This window comes from Roseinatronobacter sp., assembly GCF_051859525.1.
Lineage (GTDB): Bacteria > Pseudomonadota > Alphaproteobacteria > Rhodobacterales > Rhodobacteraceae > Roseinatronobacter.
On sequence record NZ_JBHYFM010000015.1, the window covers coordinates 14,356 to 33,878 of the forward strand.

General features: G+C 62.5%; 16 protein-coding genes. 13 read left to right on the top strand and 3 right to left on the bottom strand.

What is annotated here, in order from left to right:
• Positions 1-229: 229 nt before the first annotated feature.
• From tcuB to ACTIE1_RS11715, 3 genes are read right to left on the bottom strand one after another with little or no spacing between them, the layout of a single operon-like run.
• A complete protein-coding gene (tcuB, locus tag ACTIE1_RS11705; RefSeq protein ID WP_439563392.1) occupies positions 230-1,288 on the bottom strand; it encodes a tricarballylate utilization 4Fe-4S protein TcuB in 1,059 nt (352 codons plus the stop codon).
• Positions 1,278-2,651 carry an FAD-dependent tricarballylate dehydrogenase TcuA gene (gene tcuA, locus ACTIE1_RS11710; RefSeq protein ID WP_439562529.1) on the bottom strand — a complete coding sequence of 458 codons (1,374 nt, stop codon included), beginning with the start codon at positions 2,649-2,651 and terminating at the stop codon, positions 1,278-1,280. The genes tcuB and tcuA overlap by 11 nt, the downstream gene beginning before the upstream one ends.
• A complete protein-coding gene (locus ACTIE1_RS11715; RefSeq protein WP_439563393.1) occupies positions 2,635-3,339 on the bottom strand; it encodes a GntR family transcriptional regulator in 705 nt (234 codons plus the stop codon). The genes tcuA and ACTIE1_RS11715 overlap by 17 nt, the downstream gene beginning before the upstream one ends.
• Before the next feature lie 87 nt (positions 3,340-3,426).
• On the opposite strand from ACTIE1_RS11715, the gene ACTIE1_RS11720 reads away from it, so the two are divergent.
• The 13 genes from ACTIE1_RS11720 (at position 3,427) to cysG (ending at position 19,472) form a co-directional block, all read left to right on the top strand.
• Positions 3,427-4,458, top strand: coding sequence for an AbrB family transcriptional regulator (locus tag ACTIE1_RS11720; RefSeq protein WP_439562441.1), 1,032 nt, complete (start codon positions 3,427-3,429; stop codon positions 4,456-4,458).
• Positions 4,455-5,408, top strand: coding sequence for a D-2-hydroxyacid dehydrogenase family protein (locus ACTIE1_RS11725; protein ID WP_439562442.1), 954 nt, complete (start codon positions 4,455-4,457; stop codon positions 5,406-5,408). The genes ACTIE1_RS11720 and ACTIE1_RS11725 overlap by 4 nt, the downstream gene beginning before the upstream one ends.
• 199 nt (positions 5,409-5,607) lie before the next feature.
• Positions 5,608-6,183, top strand: a complete 576-nt coding sequence (locus ACTIE1_RS11730) for an ANTAR domain-containing response regulator (RefSeq protein ID WP_439562443.1) — start codon at positions 5,608-5,610, stop codon at positions 6,181-6,183.
• A complete protein-coding gene (locus ACTIE1_RS11735) occupies positions 6,180-7,343 on the top strand; it encodes a CmpA/NrtA family ABC transporter substrate-binding protein (RefSeq protein ID WP_439562444.1) in 1,164 nt (387 codons plus the stop codon). The genes ACTIE1_RS11730 and ACTIE1_RS11735 overlap by 4 nt, the downstream gene beginning before the upstream one ends.
• On the top strand, positions 7,312-7,443 hold the full coding sequence (locus tag ACTIE1_RS11740) for a hypothetical protein (RefSeq protein WP_439562445.1): 132 nt from the start codon (positions 7,312-7,314) through the stop codon (positions 7,441-7,443). The genes ACTIE1_RS11735 and ACTIE1_RS11740 overlap by 32 nt, the downstream gene beginning before the upstream one ends.
• A gap of 162 nt (positions 7,444-7,605) precedes the next feature.
• Positions 7,606-8,967 carry a CmpA/NrtA family ABC transporter substrate-binding protein gene (locus tag ACTIE1_RS11745; RefSeq protein WP_439562530.1) on the top strand — a complete coding sequence of 454 codons (1,362 nt, stop codon included), beginning with the start codon at positions 7,606-7,608 and terminating at the stop codon, positions 8,965-8,967.
• 26 nt (positions 8,968-8,993) lie between these two features.
• Entirely contained in the window at positions 8,994-10,064 is a 1,071-nt protein-coding gene (locus ACTIE1_RS11750; RefSeq protein WP_439562446.1) for an ABC transporter permease, read from the top strand.
• 5 nt (positions 10,065-10,069) lie between these two features.
• Positions 10,070-11,731 (top strand): ABC transporter ATP-binding protein, encoded by a 1,662-nt coding sequence (locus tag ACTIE1_RS11755; protein WP_439562447.1) that lies wholly within the window; start codon positions 10,070-10,072, stop codon positions 11,729-11,731.
• Complete coding sequence (gene nirB, locus ACTIE1_RS11760) at positions 11,731-14,172, top strand: nitrite reductase large subunit NirB (protein WP_439562448.1); 2,442 nt, start codon at positions 11,731-11,733, stop codon at positions 14,170-14,172. The genes ACTIE1_RS11755 and nirB overlap by 1 nt, the downstream gene beginning before the upstream one ends.
• Positions 14,169-14,501 carry a nitrite reductase small subunit NirD gene (gene nirD / locus ACTIE1_RS11765; protein WP_439562449.1) on the top strand — a complete coding sequence of 111 codons (333 nt, stop codon included), beginning with the start codon at positions 14,169-14,171 and terminating at the stop codon, positions 14,499-14,501. Before nirB ends, nirD begins: the two co-directional genes overlap by 4 nt.
• Complete coding sequence (locus ACTIE1_RS11770) at positions 14,498-17,098, top strand: molybdopterin-dependent oxidoreductase (RefSeq protein ID WP_439562450.1); 2,601 nt, start codon at positions 14,498-14,500, stop codon at positions 17,096-17,098. Before nirD ends, ACTIE1_RS11770 begins: the two co-directional genes overlap by 4 nt.
• Positions 17,095-18,096, top strand: coding sequence for a glycosyl transferase family protein (locus ACTIE1_RS11775; RefSeq protein WP_439562451.1), 1,002 nt, complete (start codon positions 17,095-17,097; stop codon positions 18,094-18,096). The genes ACTIE1_RS11770 and ACTIE1_RS11775 overlap by 4 nt, the downstream gene beginning before the upstream one ends.
• Positions 18,093-19,472, top strand: a complete 1,380-nt coding sequence (gene cysG / locus ACTIE1_RS11780) for a siroheme synthase CysG (protein ID WP_439562452.1) — start codon at positions 18,093-18,095, stop codon at positions 19,470-19,472. The genes ACTIE1_RS11775 and cysG overlap by 4 nt, the downstream gene beginning before the upstream one ends.
• The last annotated feature ends 51 nt before the right edge of the window (positions 19,473-19,523 follow it).

A 19,523-nucleotide genomic window follows, 5' to 3' on the forward strand; every position in this document is an offset into this window, starting at 1 on the left:
GGAAAACGCCCAAGGGCCGGAGCAAGGGTGCAGCCCGCTGCGCAACAGGTCGGGCCGTCCTGCGGCCTGCCGATTACCCCGATGGCGATTAAACCCTTGGCGGTCGGGAACTTGCCGCCTGCATAAAGTGCATCCCTGTCGCGTTGGGCCCGCAGCCCCCGGCGCACCCGTTATTCAGGCCCGAATAGCCGCAAAGGGCGATTTCCCGTCCTATGCCCCCGCTCTCTGCCTACCGCCGCGCCAGAAGCGCGGCTGTCCGGTAGAAGCCATGCACCATTTTGGTATAGGGCGTGAGCACGAAAAACGCGAACACCGCACCCAGATGTATCGCCAGAAGCGCGGGCACGGCGCTGGTGCCTGTCGCCGCATAAAGTGCAAGGCCCGTTGCCGATACCGTGAACAGCAGCAGCACAAAGGCCATCTCGCCCCCCCAGACCCGCGCGGCCCCCAGTTCCGGATCGGCCCGCAGTTTCAGCCATGCCAGCGCGCCTGTGCCCATACACAGCAAAATGCCGCCGGGAACCCCCAGCAATTTAGGTGGTGACCAGAACGGATAGGGGGCTTCCCAGCCGAAGCCGTAATGCATCAATGTGGCAACAGACGTTGCGGCAAAGCACATCACAAACCCCCAAAGCGTGGCCTGATGGGCGTGGCGGCGGGCATTGGAATAGCGCGCGCCCTGTTCGAAATTGCACCCCTGCCCCGCGCCACCGGACAGGTTTTTCATGCGCGCAACCGACCCGCCCATCTGGCGCAGGCTGGCCCATGTGATCCACCCGCCCCCGATTTCACGCCAGTAGCTGCGCAATGAAACCGCAAGCCCTGCAAGCGGCAAAACAAACGCGGGTGCGAAGATAGCGACCATCGCATTATGAGAAAGGTAGGCGTAGAAGCCCTCGCCGCCCTCTGACCGCAAGCGCGCCATGACGAAGAACAACAACGCAAAGCCCGCAATCAGCATGGCAGCCACAGCGACACCATGGGCATGGAACACCCGCGCAAGCGCCTGCGGGCGCGCGTGGCGTTCCCATGTTTCCTGTCGCAATTCTGCCAGAACGGCGGGCAGGTTCAGATCAAACTCGTGCGGGGGGGCATATTGGCAGGCATAGTAGCAGCCCCGGCAATTATGGCACAGATTGGCCAGATGGGTGGCTGACGCGGCCGTCATTTCAGGCAGGGCGAAAAGCTGCGGGAACACGTCACAATAGCCTTCGCAATAGCGGCAGGAATTGCAGATCTGGAACTGGCGCGCGGCCTCGTCGTGTAGGTTTGGCGTATTATCCAGCATGCGATGCCGCCTCCTGTCCTGCGATGCGTCCGAAAACTGTGCCAATGGTCATGCCAAACCCCGCCAGATAGCCCTGCCCAAGGATTGATCCTGCCATCACCTCGCCCGCGGCCCAGACATTGGGCAAGGCGCCATGCGCGCCTTGCACCTGCGCGCGTTCAGACACTTTCAAACCCAGATAGGTAAAGGTCACACCGGGGCGCAGCATGTAGCCGTAATAGGGCGGGGTATCCAGCGGGCGGGCCCAATTGGTTTTTGGCGGCTTCAGCCCCTTGGTGGCCAGCCCGTCCAGCACACCAGGGGTGAAACTGCCACCCTCGCAGGCAGAATTATAATCCGCCACAGTCTTTTCCAGCGCATCCCCCGATAGCCCCAGCGCCTGTGCCAACCCGCCCAGCGTGTCGGCCTTGACTGGCGAAAATACCGGCGGCATGAACAGGCCCTGCGCCTTCTGGTCGGTAATCGCATAAGCAATCTGGTCGGGCTGCGCGGCGACCAATCTGCCCCAGATGGCGTAGCGCTTGGGCCAGACATCCTCACCCTCGTCATAGAACCGCGCGGCGTCGCGGTTCACGACAAGCGCATAGGGCACGCAGTCCAGCCGTGTGACAATGCCGCCATCGAATTTTGGCGCGCGCCCGTCAATGGCCACGCAATGGCATTGCGTCGGGTCCCCCACCGATTGCGCGCCTTGGTCAAGCACATTGCGCAGCACGGTGCCACGGTTATAGGGCGTGCCGCGGATCAGGAAGTTTTCCGCCCCCGGCCCCCATGCGCGCGCAAGCCAGTCCAGGTCGGCCTGAAACCCGCCAGAGGCCAGCACCACAGCGCGCCCTTCGATCTGTTCGCCGTCAACCAGCGTAACCCCTTGAAAGCGCCCGTCGCCAAGCTCCACATGCGCCACCTCGGCGTTGTAGCGGATTGTCACGCCCAGATCCTCGGCGCAGGCGTAATAGGCATTGACCAGCGCCTTGCCGCCGCCAAGGAAAAACGCATTCGTGCGGTCCAGCGACAAGGTGCCTGACAGCGATCCCTGAAAAATGACGCCATGCCGCTCCATCCAGGGCAGGCAGGCTTCGCTGTTGCGTATTGCAAGACGGGCCAGTGTCGGGTCGGTTTGCCCCTTGGTAACACGCAGCAGGTCGTCATAATATTCATCTTCGCCATATGTGTCGGTCAGAACCGACAGCGGGCCGTGATGCATACAGCGAAAATTGCGCGTATGTCGTGAATTGCCGCCGCGCATATGTTCGGGCGCGGATTCCAGAATGATGACGCGCGCGCCAGCCTCTGCGGCCTCGATCGCGGCACAAAGCGCGGCATTCCCGCCGCCGACCACCACCACGTCATATTGCAACATCATTGCCCCCGCTTGGTTCGATTCCATCCATCAAACCTGCCTCGCGCAGCTGGCGCAGACGGATGCGATGCGCGGCCTCGATATGGGCGCGCATCACTTCTTCGGCCTTATGGCCGTCGCGTGCATGCAAGGCGCGCAGCAAGGTGTCGTGTTCCTGTGCTGCGCTTTTGCTGCGGGCAGGGTCGAATAATGTGGACTGGCCAAGGATCAGCAATGTGCGTGCCATTGCCCCGATTGCCCCTTGAAGATAGCGGTTCTTGGCTGCGTTTATCAGGGATGTGTGAAATTGCCGGTTCAGGCGCGCAACCTCGGCAGGTAAATCGCTTGCAGTCATCGCTGTGTTGATTTCCGACAGCTCCAACAACTCAAGATCGGAAGCGGCGCGGGCCGCAAGCCGCGCTGCGGTCCCTTCCAGAACCGCGCGCATCTCATAAAGCTCCATAACCTCGGCATACCCAAGCCGCCGCAAACTCGCGCCCTGCCTTGGCAGATGCTCTACCAGACCATCCGCCTCCAGTCGCCTTAGGGCTTCGCGCACGGGTGTGCGCGAAATCCCAAGGCGCGCGGCCAACTCGACCTCGCGCAGGCGGGCACCGGGCAGCAGCACCCCAAGGCGGATATCTTCCAGAAGCCGGTCATAGGCGCCCTGCCCCTGCGGCAGATCAACATTGGGCTGGGATTGTTTGCGCATGTCGTCCTCGGGGTTGCGGGTGGCTGTTTCACCTTGCATACACTTGGATACAATAGTATGCAAGATGTCTATTCCATGAGAGCAAGCATGTTTACAAGCAACCGCCTTCTGACATTTGCCATCGCCCTTGCCGGTGTCGGGGTGTTCCGGTTTCTTGCGCTTCCGCTGCCGTTTCTGTTCGGGCCCATGTTCGCCTGTCTGTTCGCGGCCCTGCTGGGGGTGCGGCTGCAAGGGGCAGGGCAATTATCTGTTGCGGCGCGCACAATTCTGGGTGTGGCCGTGGGCGCATCAATCACGCCAGCGATTCTGGGCCAGATTCCATTGATGGCCATAACGCTTGCAATGATACCTGCCTATGTCGTGCTGATTGGTCTGGTGGGGGTGCCTTTCTTCCAGCGCATCTGCGGCTTTGACCGCGTGACAAGCTATTATGCCGCAATGCCCGGCGGGTTTCAGGACATGGTGCTTTTCGGTCAGGAGGCGGGCGCAAACCCCCGCGCATTGTCCCTGATCCACGCCACACGGGTTCTGGTCATTGTTACGCTGGTGCCGATTCTGCTGACCGGCCCCTTCGGTGTAGGGCTTGACCAGCCGATTGGCGCGCCCGCGCGCGACGTGCCGCTGCATGAAATGGCACTGATGGCGGTTATCGCCCTGATCGGCTGGAAAGGGGGCGTGCGTATCGGGCTGTTTGGCGCGGCGATCCTTGGCCCGATGATTCTGGCCACCGCCCTGTCACTGGGCGATATTCTGCATCACCGCCCCCCTGCCGAGGCGATCATGCTGGCGCAATTCTTCATCGGCATGGGAATCGGGATGCAGTTCAGGGGTGTCACTTTCGCCGAACTGCGTCATGACGTGGCCGCAGGCGCCGCTTTCGCGGTCATACTGGCTGCCCTTGCGGGGGTATTCACGCTTCTGGCGTATAAATTGGGTGGCGCCCCCATGCTGGAAGCCTTCTTGTCTTTCGCACCGGGGGGACAGGCCGAAATGACGGTGCTGGCCATTGTCGCGGGGGCAGATCTGGGATTCATCGTTATACACCACCTGATGCGCCTGATTGTGGTCATTACGGGCGCGCCCGTCATGGCGCGGCTGATCTGGGGGAAAACAAGATGAAAATTGCGATACTGGATGATTACGCAGGCGTTGCACTGGCGTATGGCAACTGGGGCGGCCTTGGTGACATAACTGTATTTCGCGACACGTTGCCGATGGGCGCGTCACTGGTTGCGCGGCTGAAACCCTTTGATGTGGTTTGCGTCATGCGCGAGCGCACGCCCTTACCCGCCGCCCTGATTGAGGCGCTGCCCAAACTGCGGCTGGTCGTCACCTCTGGCCCGCGCAATGGCAGTATCGATCTGGCCGCAGCGCGGGCAGCAGGTGTGACGGTATGCGCGACACAATCGCGCAAAACCACAACTGCCGAATTGACGCTTTTGCTGATGCTGGCGCTGAACCGGCAATTTCTGCCCAATGTGCAAAGCCTGCGGTCCGGCGGTTGGCAGGGCGCGTTGGGCCGCGATCTGGCGGGGTTGCGGCTGGGTCTGGTGGGTCTTGGCACCATCGGCGCACAGGTTGCGACACTTGCCCAAGCGCTGGGCATGACTGTCTGCGCGTGGTCCCAAAACCTGAGTGCGGAACGCGCGGCAGAATGCGGCGCGGAACAGATGCCCTCGCTTCCCGCGCTGATGGCGGCAAGCGACGTTGTTTCAGTGCATCTGGTTCTCGCGGACCGGACACGCGGCCTGATCGGGCCAGCAGCGTTTTCTGCCATGCGTGATGGTGCGGTGTTCATAAACACATCCCGTGCAGGACTGGTGGACAACACAGCCCTGCTTGCAGGTCTGCGTCAGGGGCGTCCGGCCGCAGCGGGTCTGGATGTGTTTGACACCGAACCCCTGCCCGCGTCACATCCGATGATGGACGCTGATCTGATCGCCGAAGGCAAGCTGCTGCTGACCCCCCATCTGGGCTACACGACCGAGGCAACATTGCGCCTGTTCTACAGCCAGATGGCAGACGCCGTGCGCGCTTGGACCGAAGGCGCGCCAATCCGGCAGCTATAGCCATATGCGCCGATTTGCGCGCGCGCGGCGAAACGGTTTGCCACGCATGCAGGGAAAAGCCGCGCGAAAAAAAGGCGCTGGCCGGAATTTCGCTTATTTTGTGACCACCAGCCCTGCACAAGGCCGAAATCTGGCCGCGCTGGCCTTGTCCCAAGCGGGGGTTCATGGGTTGCAGGGGGCAAGTCAACCAGTGCCGGACATGAAACTTCATATCGTTATTGTAGAACCCGATCAAACCCGCGCGCGGCTGGTCATCGACAGCCTGCAACCGCTGGGCCATCACGTCACCGTCATCAGCGAGGCCGCAGGGCTGGCGCGGCGCGTGTGCGACATTGCGCCTGATATTGTGTTGATCGACATGTCAAACCCGTCCCGCGACACGCTGGAGGAAATGGCCCTGGCGTCCGGCCCGATGGAACGGCCTGTTGCATTTTTTGTTGACCGCACGGACCGCGACCTGACGCAGCAGGCAATCGAGGCCGGTGTGTCTGCCTATGTGGTGGACGGCCTGCAACCGGACCGCGTGGCATCCGTGATGGATGCGGCGATTGCCCGCTTTCAGATGTTTCGTCGCATGCGCATGGAACTGGAAACAACCCGCCGCGCACTGGAAGAACGCAAGCTGATTGACCGCGCCAAGGGCATCTTGATGAAAGCGCGCGGCCTGACCGAAGAAGAAGCCTACGCATTGTTGCGCAAAACCGCCATGGATCAGGGCCGCAAACTGGCCGAGGTTGCAAGCGCCCTTGTCACCGCAGCGGGGCTTTTGTCATGAACCTGACATCCGTGCGCGTGGGCTTTGTTCCGCTGCTGGATCTGGCACCGATTGTCATTGCCCATGAGATGGGCTTTGCAGCGGCCGAGGGGTTGGCGCTGGATTTGCAGCGCGCGCCGTCATGGTCCAGCCTGCGCGACATGCTGCTTTGGGGCCAGGTGAATGTCGCGCAGATGCTGGCGCCTGTTCCCGTTGCCATGGCATTGGGCCTTGGTGGTGCAGTGGCGCGGCTGGATGTGTTGCAGGTGCTGTCCATCAATGGTGACGTGGTCGGGGTGTCGCAGGGGCTGGCCGACAGGCTGCGCGCCATCGGGCATGACTTCGCCTTCACGCATGCAGGTAGCGCGAAAGCGGCCCTTGTCGCAGCGTCCCGTGGCCGGTTGCGTATTGGCGTGCCGTTCCCGTTTTCAACGCATGTGGAGTTGGTGAATTACTGGCTGCGGGATGCGGGGCTGGACTATGAACTTTGCACCATCCCGCCGCCGCGTATGGCAGATGCGCTGGCCGCAGGCGAAGTGGATGCGTTTTGCGTGGGCGAACCGTGGGGATCGGTCGCGGTGGAACTGGGCGCGGGCACATTGTTGTTGCCCAGCCGTGCAATATGGGCCGTAGCCCCCGAAAAGGTTCTGGCCGCGCGCCATGACTGGGTGTACGCAAATCCCGCCCTGACAGGATGCCTGATGCGCGCCATATGGCGCGCGGCACGGTGGCTAAGCGTGCCGGAAAACCGGTTGATTGCATCTGAAATTCTGGCGCGTCCGGAATATGTCAACACGCCGGTCGATGTGCTGGACAGGGCCTTGCGCGGGGAAATGGTGATTTCCCCACAAGGTGAAATCCGGCAGGTGCCCGACATGATCCGTTTCTTTGACGGGGCGGCAAGTTTCCCGTGGCGGTCACAGGCCGCATGGTTTGCAGCCCGACTGGCCGCGCGTCACGGGCTGGACCCCGCGACCAGCCTTGCCGCCGCAAAAGCGATATGCCGGACGGATCTGTATCGCCAGAACCTGCGCACAGCGGGGGCCGACCTGCCCGGCGCATCCGAGAAGCTGGAGGGCAGCCTGCACCACCCCACCGCCGTCGCATCCGAGCGCGGACAGATGATCCTTGCGCCGGATGCTTTCTTTGATGGTCAGATTTTCGACTCCAGCCGGTATTGACGCTGAAATTTTCAGCATGGGGTTGCTGCACCTGCATAATGATCCGGTTCTGGCGCGTTTTCCGGTGATTTTGCGCCCGACACCTGCAATCAAGGGCTAACCGAAGCGACAAGGATGTCGATTCGTAACATCAGGGTTCAATGATGAACCCCCATGGGCACAGCCGCCTGACCAGATTGCGCTTCACCTGCGCAGCTCCGGTCGGCGGCTTTTTTCGTTTCGGCCCGACGCATTCGGGCCACAGCCAGAGGATATCATCATGATCCGCAAGCTTCTTGTTTCCACCAGCGTCATCGCCGCACTTGGCGGCACCATCGTGCATGCTGACAGTTTCCCCGAAATCGAGGATCTGACACTCGGTTTCATCAAACTGACCGATATGGCCCCCTTGGCCATCGCATATGAGCGCGGCTATTTCGAGGATGAGGGCCTGTTTGTCACATTGGAAGCGCAGGCCAACTGGAAGGTGCTGCTGGACGGTGTGATCGACGGCAACCTGCACGGCGCGCATATGCTGGCAGGCCAGCCGCTGGCCGCGACCATCGGTTTCGGGACATCGGCACATATTGTCACGCCGTTTGTCATGGACCTGAACGGCAATGCCACAACCGTCTCGAACGAGGTGTGGGAGTTGATGCGCCCTGCCATCCCGTCGGATGCGGATGGCAAACCCGTCCACCCCATTTCCGCCGAAGCCCTGCGCCCCGCGCTGGAAGCGTTTGCCGATCAGGGCCGCCCGTTCAATATGGGCATGGTCTTTCCCGTCTCGACGCATAATTTCGAACTGCGCTACTGGCTGGCAGCAGGCGGCATTCACCCCGGTTTCTACAGTGCGGACAACATTACCGGCCAGATCGGCGCAGAAGCACTGCTGTCGGTGACCCCGCCCCCACAAATGCCCGCCACACTGGAGGCCGGCACGATTTCGGGCTATACCGTGGGCGAGCCATGGAACCAGCAAGCTGTCGCCATGGGCATCGGTGTGCCAGTGGCGACCGATCTGGACATCTTTCCCATGCGCGCCGAAAAAGTCCTTGGACTGCGCGCCGATTTTGTCCGTGACAACCCCAACACCGTGCATGCGCTGACGCGCGCCCTGATCCGCGCGGCCATGTGGCTTGATGCGGATGACAACGCCAACCGCGACGAAGCCGTGCAGATCATCAGCCGCCCGAATTACGTCGGCGCAGATCCGCAGGTGCTGGCGAATTCCATGACCGGCACATTTGAATTCGAACGCGGCGACGTGCGCCCTGTGCCCGATTTCAACGTGTTTTTCCGCGATTACGCCAACTTCCCCTTCGCGTCTGATGCAGTCTGGTATCTGACCCAGATGCGCCGCTGGGGGCAGATTACCGAAGCCCAAAGCGACGATTGGTATATCGAAACCGCGCGCAGCGTCTTTTTGTCCGACCTGTTTGAACAGGCGGCACAATCGCTGGTGGATGACGGGCTTGTTCCGGCAGATGCGTTTCCTTTTGGCAGTGACGGGTTCCGTGATGTGGTCGATCACGCGATCGATGGGGTGCCCTTCGATGGGCGCAGGCCCAATGCGTATATCGACAGCCTGCCGATTGGGCTGAAGGGCGAACAGACTGTCATAGGCACACAGGTGCAGGGCTAGGCCCCGGCATGAAAGGAGTTTCTGACATGACTGCAATTGACCCGACCCAAATTCAGGCACAGCGCCGCGCGCGTCTGTTCACCCGCATCAACAAACTGGACGGCTGGTTCAAGGTTCTGGGCCTGTCCTTCATGACACCCCTGCTGCGCGCACTGGCAGGCGACAACCCCAAGGCACAGGGAAAACAGTTATGGCAGTTGCTGGGGGTTCCGCTGCTGGCGATCCTTGGCTTCCTGCTGCTGTGGGGCAATCTGGCGCCACGGGTTGAAACATCGCTTGGGGCAATTCCCGGCCCTGTGCAGGTTTGGGAACAGGTGGGCGTTCTGCATGCCGACCATGTGGCGGAACGCGAACGCGAACGCGCCTTCATGGAACGTCAGGCCGCACGCAATGCCGAATTTATTGCCGCCGGTCAGGACGACCGTGTGCGCGAACGCCCCTATACCGGATCGCCGACATATTACGACCAGATCTGGACATCAGTGAAAACCGTCTTCTTCGGGTTCATGATTGCCACGGTTGTCGCCGTGCCGCTGGGCATTGCGGCGGGTCTGTCACCCACCACCAACGCAGCGCTGAACCCGTTGATTCAGGTGTTCAAGCCGGTCAGCCCGCTGGCATGGCTGCCGATTGTAACCATGGTCGTCTCGGCGGTGTATGTCACGCAGGACGGCATGTTCTCGCGTGCGTTCCTGACCTCGGCCATCACGGTGACGCTGTGTTCGCTATGGCCTACACTGATCAACACTGCCCTTGGCGTGGCCAGCATAGACCGCGACCTGATTTCGGTCAGCCGTGTGTTGAAGCTGAACACATGGACCAAAATCACCCGTCTGGTGCTGCCGTCGGCGCTGCCACTGATTTTCACCGGCTTGCGCCTGTCGCTGGGTGTAGGCTGGATGGTGCTGATTGCAGCGGAAATGCTGGCGCAGAACCCCGGCCTTGGCAAATTCGTCTGGGACCAGTTCCAGAACGGTTCATCCACCAGTCTGGCGCAAATCATGGTGGCGGTGTTCACCATCGGGATCATCGGCTTCCTGCTGGACCGGCTGATGTATGCGCTGCAATCGCTTTTCACCTTCTCGAACAACCGGTGAGCATCATGGCAATTCTGGAATTCAAGAACGTATGCAAGGGGTTCGGCACCGGACTGAACCGCGAGGAAGTCCTGAAAGACATCTCTCTTTCCGTAAACGAGGGCGAATTTCTGGCGATCCTGGGCTTTTCAGGCACAGGCAAGACAACGCTGATCAACCAGATCGCGGGCCTTGCCCAACCCGATAGCGGGCAGGTTCTGTTCAGGGGCAAGCCCATCACCGGGCCGGGGCCGGAACGGGGGCTGGTGTTCCAGTCCTATTCGTTAATGCCGTGGCTGACAGTGGCGGGCAATGTGGCGCTGGCGGTGGATGCGGTGCATAAATCCGCCAGCCGCGCGGAACGTGCTGCAATGGTGGACAAGTTCATCGCCATGGTGGGCCTTGGCCACGCCAGAGGGCGGCGGCCCGCGGAATTGTCGGGGGGAATGCGCCAGCGGGTTTCAGTGGCCCGCGCATTGGCCATGAACCCCGAAGTTCTGCTGCTGGATGAACCGCTGTCGGCACTGGACGCGCTGACGCGCGCGAACCTGCAGGACGAGATCACCCAAATCTGGCAGGCGGATCAGAAAACCGTGGTGCTGATTACCAATGATGTGGATGAAGCACTGCTGCTGGCAGACCGGATTATTCCGCTGAACCCTGACGGAACGCTGGGCACGGCATTCAAGGTGTCGATCCCGCGGCCACGCGCCCGCACCGCCATGAACAATGATCCCGCTTTCAAGAAACTGCGCGCGGATGTGACGAAATACCTGATGGATGTGGGCATCGCGGCCAAGGTTGCCGAAACCCGCACCCTGCCACAGGTCACACCAATACACGGCGCACCGAAAGCCTATGCCGACGCTGCAAAAAGCCCTGTGAGCGACAAATACCTTGAATTCTCGCAGCTTTCCAAGGTCTACCCTACGCCAGAGGGGCCGCTGACAGTTGTGGACCGGTTCGACCTGAAAATGAAGAAAGGCGAATTCATCAGCCTGATCGGGCATTCGGGCTGCGGCAAATCCACAGTGCTGACCATGGCGGCGGGGCTGAACGACATTTCCGGCGGGGCGATCAAGCTGGACGGGATGGAAGTGCGCGGCGCGGACCCCGAACGCGCCGTGGTGTTTCAGGCGCCCAGCCTGTTCCCGTGGCTGACCGCCAAGGAAAACGTGGCCATGGGGGTGGACCGCGTCTATCCGCGCGCCTCGCGCACTGAACGTCAGGACGTGGTCGAATACTACCTTGAACGCGTGGGCTTGGGCGATGCGATGGACCGGCAGGCGGCCGACATGTCAAACGGCATGAAGCAACGCGTGGGCATAGCGCGGGCCTTTGCCCTTAGCCCCAAACTGCTGTTGCTGGATGAACCTTTTGGCATGCTGGACAGCCTGACGCGTTGGGAATTGCAAGAAGTGCTGATGGAAGTGTGGTCGCGCACCAAGGTGACCGCGATCTGCGTGACCCATGACGTGGATGAAGCCATCCTTCTGGCAGACCGCGTGGTGATGATGACCAACGGCCCGCGCGCGCGCATCGGCAAGGTTGTTGATGTAAACCTGCCCCGCCCGCGCACCCGCAAGGCGCTTCTGGAACACCCCGACTACTACACCTATCGCGCCGAGGTTCTGCAATTCCTGGAGGATTATGAACACGGCGCGCACAAGAAGAAGGAGGCGGCGTGATGAAAAAGAAACTCGTCATCATCGGCGCGGGCATGGCTTCGGGCCGCGTGCTGGAGCATCTTCTGGCCGCCGAACCGGAAGGCTGGGACATAACCCTGTTCAACGCGGAACCGCGCGGGAACTATAACCGCATCATGCTGTCGCCCGTCCTGTCGGGGGAAAAGACATATCAGGACATCGTCACCCATGACGATGATTTCTATGCGCAGCATAAGATCACCTGCCGCTTTGGCGAGTCGGTGGTGCGCATCGACCGCGCGAACAAGGTCGTATATTCCAATGCGGGCGGCGCACCCTATGACAAGCTGCTGATCGCCACAGGATCGGCGCCTTTCATCATTCCCGTACCCGGCCACGACCTGCCCGGTGTGATCACTTACCGCGATATGGACGACACGCAGGCCATGATCGACGCCAGCGCCCGCCCCGACGCGAAGGCGGTGGTCATCGGGGGCGGTCTGCTGGGGCTGGAAGCGGCGGCGGGGCTTAAAGCGCGCGGCATGGAGGTGACGGTCATTCACCTGATGGGCCACCTGATGGAGCGCCAGCTGGACCCCGCCGCAGGCTACCTGCTGCAAAAGGATCTGGAGGCGCGCGGGATCACGGTTCATTGCAAGGGGGCCACCAAGGCCATCCTTGGCAAGGATCGCGTTGAGGCGGTTTTGTTGGAGGATGGCACGATCCATGAGGCGCAACAGGTCTGTATGGCCGTTGGCATCCGGCCCGAAACCCGCATCGCCACCGATGCCGCGCTGGAGGTCGCACGCGGGATTGTCGTCAATGACCAGATGGTCACATCGGACCCCGATATTCTGGCGGTCGGCGAATGCGTGGAACATAACGAGCAACTGTTCGGGCTGGTAGCCCCCCTTTATGATCAGGCCAAGGTCGTTGCCGCAACCCTGCTGGAGAAGGACGCCGCGTTTCAGCCCGTCCAGACGGCCACCAAGCTGAAGGTCACAGGCGTGGAGCTGTTCAGCGCCGGTGATTTCGCCGATGCCGACGGGCGCGAGGATATCGTGTTCCGTGACCCTGCGCGCGGGGTCTACAAGCGGCTGGTGATCGAGGATAACCGCCTGATCGGCGCGGTCATGTATGGCGACACCGCTGATGGGTCATGGTTCTTTGGGCTGATCAAGGATGGCACGGACATTTCCGACATGCGCGACACCCTGATTTTCGGACCTGCCTATCAGGGGGGTGCCCAAACGGACCCTTTGGCAGCCGTTGCAGCCTTGCCGCCTGAGGCGGAGATTTGTGGCTGCAACGGCATATGCAAAGGCACCATCGTTTCGGCGATCGAAGGCGGCGCCAGCACCCTTGCCGATATCAAGGCACAAACCAAGGCCAGCGCGTCCTGCGGCACCTGCACAGGGCTGGTCGAGCAGGTTCTGGCCAGCACGCTGGGCGATGCATTCAAGATGCCCGCCGCGCAACCCATCTGCGGCTGCACCGACTTGACGCATGAAGACGTGCGCCGCCTGATCAAGGCACAGGGCCTGAAATCCATGCCTGCGGTCATGCAGGAACTGGGGTGGAAGACATCTTGCGGCTGTCATGTCTGCCGCCCTGCGCTGAATTTCTATCTGCTGGCCGACTGGCCGGAAGATTACACCGACGATGCGCAAAGCCGTTTCGTGAATGAACGCAACCACGCCAATATCCAGAAGGACGGCACCTATTCTGTGGTCCCGCGCATGTGGGGCGGCATGACCAACCCGCGCGAATTGCGCGCCATTGCGGACGCTGCCGACAAATACGACATTCCGGCGGTCAAGGTCACAGGCGGGCAGCGCATTGACCTGTTGGGCGTGCAGAAGGAACACCTGCCCCATATCTGGGCCGACCTGAATGCCGCTGGTCTGGTCAGTGGCCATGCCTATTCCAAGGGGTTGCGCACGGTCAAAACCTGCGTCGGCACGGATTTCTGCCGCTTTGGCACGCAGGATTCCACTGGGCTGGGCATCAAGCTGGAACAACGCCTGTGGGGGTCGTGGACACCGCATAAGGTCAAGCTGGCGGTATCAGGCTGTCCGCGCAATTGTGCGGAAGCGACCTGCAAGGATGTGGGTATCGTCTGTGTCGATTCAGGCTACGAGATTGGCGTGGGCGGGGCGGCAGGCATGGACCTGAAAGAGGTCGAGCGTCTGGCCAAGGTTTCAACCGAGGCAGAGGCCATCGACCTGACCGTGGCCTTTGTCCAGCTATACCGCGAACATGCGAAATATCTGGACCGTCCCTATAAATGGCTGGCCAAGGTGGGGCTGGACTGGGTGCAGGCGCAGATCGTTGATGATCCGGACAATCGCGCGGCCCTGATTGCGCGGTTCGATCTGTCGCAGACCATTTATCAACGCGACCCTTGGGCAGACCGTGCAACCCCGCAATCCCAAGCGGAATTTGCCCCTTTGGCCGATCTGACACAGGAGGCAGCGCAATGAGCTGGCTGGATATTGGCGCCCTTGGTGACATCCCGCAACGCGGCGCGCGCGTGGTGAAAACCGTGCATGGCTGTGTTGCGGTGTTTCGCACGGGCGATGACCGCGTTTTTGCCATGGATGACCGCTGCCCGCATAAGGGCGGGCCATTGTCCGAAGGCATCGTGCATGGCCATGCGGTCACCTGCCCCTTGCATAACTGGGTGTTCTCACTGGAAACAGGCATCGCGCAGGGTGCAGATAGCGGAACCGTTGCAACCTATCCCGCCCGTGTTGACGCAGGACGCGTCCTGATCGACGCCGCGCGTCTGCGGGCGGGGCGTGCAGCATGAAGCCCGTCCGCACCACCTGCCCCTATTGCGGTGTTGGCTGCGGCGTTCTGGTCACACCGGACGGCGCAGGCGGCGCAAGCGTCAAGGGCGATCCGGACCATCCGGCGAATTTCGGGCGGCTGTGTTCCAAGGGCACGGCCTTGGGCGAAACACTGGGGTTGGACGGGCGTATCCTGACGCCACGGGTCGGCAACAAGCCCGCAACATGGGATGCGGCGCTTGATCTGGTGGCAGACAGGTTTCAGACAGCAATCCGCGATTTCGGCCCCGACAGCGTGGCGTTTTACCTGTCCGGCCAGATGCTGACCGAGGATTACTACGCCGCCAACAAACTGATAAAGGGCTATATCGGCACGGCCAATGTCGACACCAATTCGCGGCTGTGCATGGCGTCATCGGTCGCAGGACATAAACGCGCCTTTGGCAGCGACACAGTGCCGGGTACTTATGAAGATCTGGATCAGGCCGATCTGGTGGTGCTGGTGGGTAGCAATCTGGCATGGTGCCATCCGGTCCTGTACCAGCGGCTTGTCGCGGCGAAAAAGGCGCGCGGTACAAAGATAGTGGTGGTGGACCCGCGCCGCACAGCAACCTGCGACAGTGCCGACCTGCATCTGGCGCTGGCACCGGGCAGTGATGCGGCACTGTTCAACGCGGTGCTTGTGGCGCTGGCGGATCGTGGTGCTGTGGACCGCGCCTATGTCGCGCGCCATGTCGCCGGATTTGACGCGGCACTTGCCACCGCGCGCGCCACGGACCCCGCAATGACCGGACTGGCGGCAGATGATCTGGCGACCTTCCTTGACTGGTTCACCACGACCGAACGCGTCGTGACGGTGTATTCCCAAGGGATCAACCAATCGACAAGCGGCACCGACAAGGTCAATGCAATCCTGAACTGCCATCTGGCCAGCGGGCGTATTGGCCGGACAGGCTGCGGGCCGTTTTCGGTCACCGGCCAGCCCAACGCCATGGGCGGGCGCGAGGTTGGGGGGCTGGCCAATATGCTGGCCTGTCATCTGGACATTGAAAACCCCGCCCACCGTACCGCCGTGCAGGGTTTCTGGCAAAGCCCCGTCATGCCCGACCGCCCCGGCCTGAAAGCGGTCGAGATGTTTGACGCCGTGGCACGCGGGCAGATCAAGGCATTGTGGATCATCCACACCAATCCCGCTATCTCGATGCCCGATGCGGATGCGGTGGCGCGCGCGATCAAGGGTTGTGACTTCGTGGTGGTCAGCGATGTGACCCAGACCGACACCACACGGCTGGCCGATGTCATCCTGCCCGCAACGGCTTGGGGCGAAAAATCGGGCACTGTCACCAATTCCGACCGCACCATCAGCCGCCAGCGCGCATATCTGCCCGCACCGGCGCAAGCGCGCGACGATTGGCGCATGATCGCGGATGTGGCGGCGCGCATGGGCTGGGGCGATGCGTTTGGCTGGACAACTGCGGGCGAGGTGTTTGCCGAATACGCAGCACTGTCCGGCGTTGCGGGCGCTCTGGGGCGCGATTTCGACATATCGGGGCTGGCGCAGGCCGATTATGACGCCCTGCCCCCAACCCGCTGGCCCGTTACAGCACGCCAACAGGGCGGGCGGTTCTTCGCGCAAGGCGGGTTCTTCACGCCCGACCAGCGCGCGCGCATGTTGCCCGTCACCCCGCGCCTGCCCATGGCCAAGACCGCGCCGCAATACCCGTTCCGCCTGAACACGGGCCGTGTACGCGATCAATGGCACACAATGACGCGCACTGCCCTTTCGCCGCGCCTGAACCAGCATATCGCCGAGCCGTTTGTCGAAATCCACCCCGATGATGCGCGCAATCTGGGGCTGGCCCCCGCAACACTGGCGCGCGTCACCAGCCCGCAAGGCGCGGCAATCCTGCGCGTGTCGATCACCGCGCGTGTGCAGCGCGGGCAGGTTTTCGCGCCGATGCACTGGACCGGCGACACAGCCCCTACTGGCCGCATCGATGCGCTGGTAGCGGCACTGACCGACCCGATCTCTGGCCAGCCAGAAAGCAAGGCCGCAGTTGTGGCGGTCGATGCCTTGACCCCTGCCTGGTATGGCTTTGCCGTTTCTGTCGGGCCACAGACGCCAGATGCAACCTATTGGGCGCGCGCGCGTCATGCGGGCGGCTGGCGGTGCGAACTGGCAGGGATGGAAGTCCCCGACGACTGGGAAACCTATGCCCGCGCCCTGTTCAACCTGCCCGATGCCACCTGCCTGAGTGTCGAGGACCGCATTCGCGGCACGCATCGCATCGCCCTGATGCAGGGCGGGCGCACGCTGGCGGCCCTGTTCGCGGCACCCGAACCCGTGCATCTGGCACGCGGCCATCTGGCAGCACAGGTCGGACAGACGGGCGCGGCGCTGCTGGCCGGTCGCCCCGGCGCAGGTGTGGCCGATCCCGGCCCGACCGTGTGCGCGTGCCTGAATGTGGGCCTTAACACGATCACGGCGGCGATTGCCGCACGAAACCTGACCACAGTTGAACAGATTGGCGCGGCCTTGCACGCTGGCACAAGCTGCGGGTCCTGCCGCCCCGAACTGGCCGCCCTTCTGGCCGGACGGCTGGAGGCCGCGGAATGACCCTTGCGCCCTATATCCACGCGATGGGGCGCGGGCCGGGGCGCGCGCGCAATCTGGACATGCCCGAGGCCCGCGACGCCATGCGCCTGATCCTGTCGGGCAAGGCCGACCCGCATGCGATTGGCGCGCTGTTGATGCTGATGCGGTATCGCGGCGAAACACCCGATGAAATCGCGGGTTTCGTTCGAGCCGTGCGCGCTACAATCCCAGCCCTGCCACAGGTCGATCTGGACTGGCCAAGCTATGCAGCCGGTCGCACGCGCGGCCTGCCATGGTTTTTGCTGGCGGCAAGGCTGGTTGCACAAAGCGGCGCGCGGGTTTTGCTGCATGGCTGGAATTCACACCAGTCCGACAGGGCCGATGTGCGATCAAGCCTGTCATATGCAGGGATCGAACAAGCGCACAGTCCCGATGACGCCGCGCGCCTGCTGGACCGCCATGGCATTGCCTATCTGCCGTTGGAGCATTTTGCCCCGCGTGCACTGGACCTGCTGCGCCTGCGAGAGGTTCTGGGGCTGCGGTCTTGTGTGAACACAGTCTGCCGCGTGCTTAATCCGGCGCGCGCGCGCGCTGCCGTGCAGGGCGTGTTCCACCCCCCCTATCGCGAGTTGCAACAAGCGGCAGGCGCTGCGCTGGGCCAGCCCGACCTGTGCATCCTGAAAGGCGGCGGGGGCGAATTCGAACGCAACCCGACCAAGGATGTCGCGTTATTTCGCCTGCAAGGGGGCGTGCCCGTGCAAACCATGCTGCCGCCGCTGCTGGATCAGGCGCGCAAACTGGCCGATGGGACAATCGCGCCCGACGCCCTGCAGGACTTGTGGCAAGGCGGGCTTCAGGATGCGTTCGCGGAATCCATTGTCACCGGCACGGCGGCGGCGGCGCTGATTGCCCTTGGCCACCCGCCTGATACGGCACAGGCGCAGGCACAAACCCTGTGGGATGGCCGCCGCCCCCGCACCCGAACAGCCCGATTGCACCAAGGAGCGATTGCCCCATGAAAACCTTTCCGATGTTTCTGCAAATGGCAGGCCGCAATGTTGTTATCGTCGGCGGTGGCGAACAGGCCGCGCAAAAGGCACGGCTTATCCTGAAAACCGAAGCGGGCCTTGTTCTGGTCGCGCAGGCATTGGACCCCGAACTGGCAGCGCTGGTCCGTGACGGGCGCGCCGCGCAAGTCACAACCCTGTCGGTCGATGTGTTTCGCGGCGCGGCGCTGGTTTTCGTGGCGACAGGCTGCGTGGGTCTGGATTACGCCGCCCATGCACTGGCCAAGGACGCGGGTGCGGTGGTCAATGTCGTGGACCGGCCTGCGTTATGTGACGCGATCACCCCGTCGATCGTCGACCGTGATCCGGTTGTGGTGGCCATATCGACGGAAGGGACCGCCCCGGTTCTGGCCCGCCAGATCCGGTCCCGACTGGAAACGCTTCTGGAACCGGGTCTGGGCGGGCTTGCGGCGCTGGCAGGACGCCTACGGCCCGAAGTCTCCCGCCGGATACCACAGCGAGAGCGGCGCTTTTTCTGGGATTGGGTGTTTAACGGACCACCGCGTCAGGCCATGGCGCGCGGGGCCGCACGCGAAGCGGCCGCTTTGGTCAAGGACACGCTGGCCGCAGGTGGCACGGGCACGGAGCAAGGGTCCATTGCATTGGTCGGCGCAGGTCCGGGGGCTGCGGATTTGCTGACGCTGCGCGCCCTGCGCCTGCTGCAAGACGCAGATGTGATCTATTATGACCGGCTGGTTGACCCTGCGGTGTTGGAGCTTGCCCGCCGCGACGCCCAGCGTGTGTTTGTCGGCAAAGAAGTGGGTGCCAGTTCATGGCCACAAGACCGGATAAATGCGGTCATCATTGCCGCCGCAAAACAGGGGCGCAAGGTGGTGCGCCTGAAATCCGGTGATCCGGGCGTTTTCGGCCGCCTGAGCGAAGAACTGGACGCGGCACGCAGCGCGGGCATAGCTGTCGAAATCGTGCCCGGTGTGACTGCCGCAAGCGCCGCCGCCGCAACCCTTGGTCGCGGGTTGACGGAACGCGGGCAAACCGACCGGCTGATGCTGGCAACGGCTGCATGCAAGCCCGGCGATCCGGACCCTGACTGGGCTGGTATGCTGCAACCGGGGACGACGCTTGCGGTATATATGGGTATCGGCAAGGCCCCCGCGATCGTAACGGATATGAAAAATGCGGGCGTTCCCATGTCCCTGCAAGCTGAAATCGTAAGCCATGCGTCAACACCGCGCGAAAGGTCGATATCATGCCCGCTGGGCCAGCTGCCCGCCGCCCTTGCGCAAGGCGGCATCGAAAACCCCGCAATCATCTTTATCCGCTGGCCAAAATCCGCACGCGCGACCGCGCAGTCGGGCTGCGCCGCATAGGGACTTTGCGGCGGTGCAAACAGGCTGATCCGGCGCGTGGTTATCTGCCTC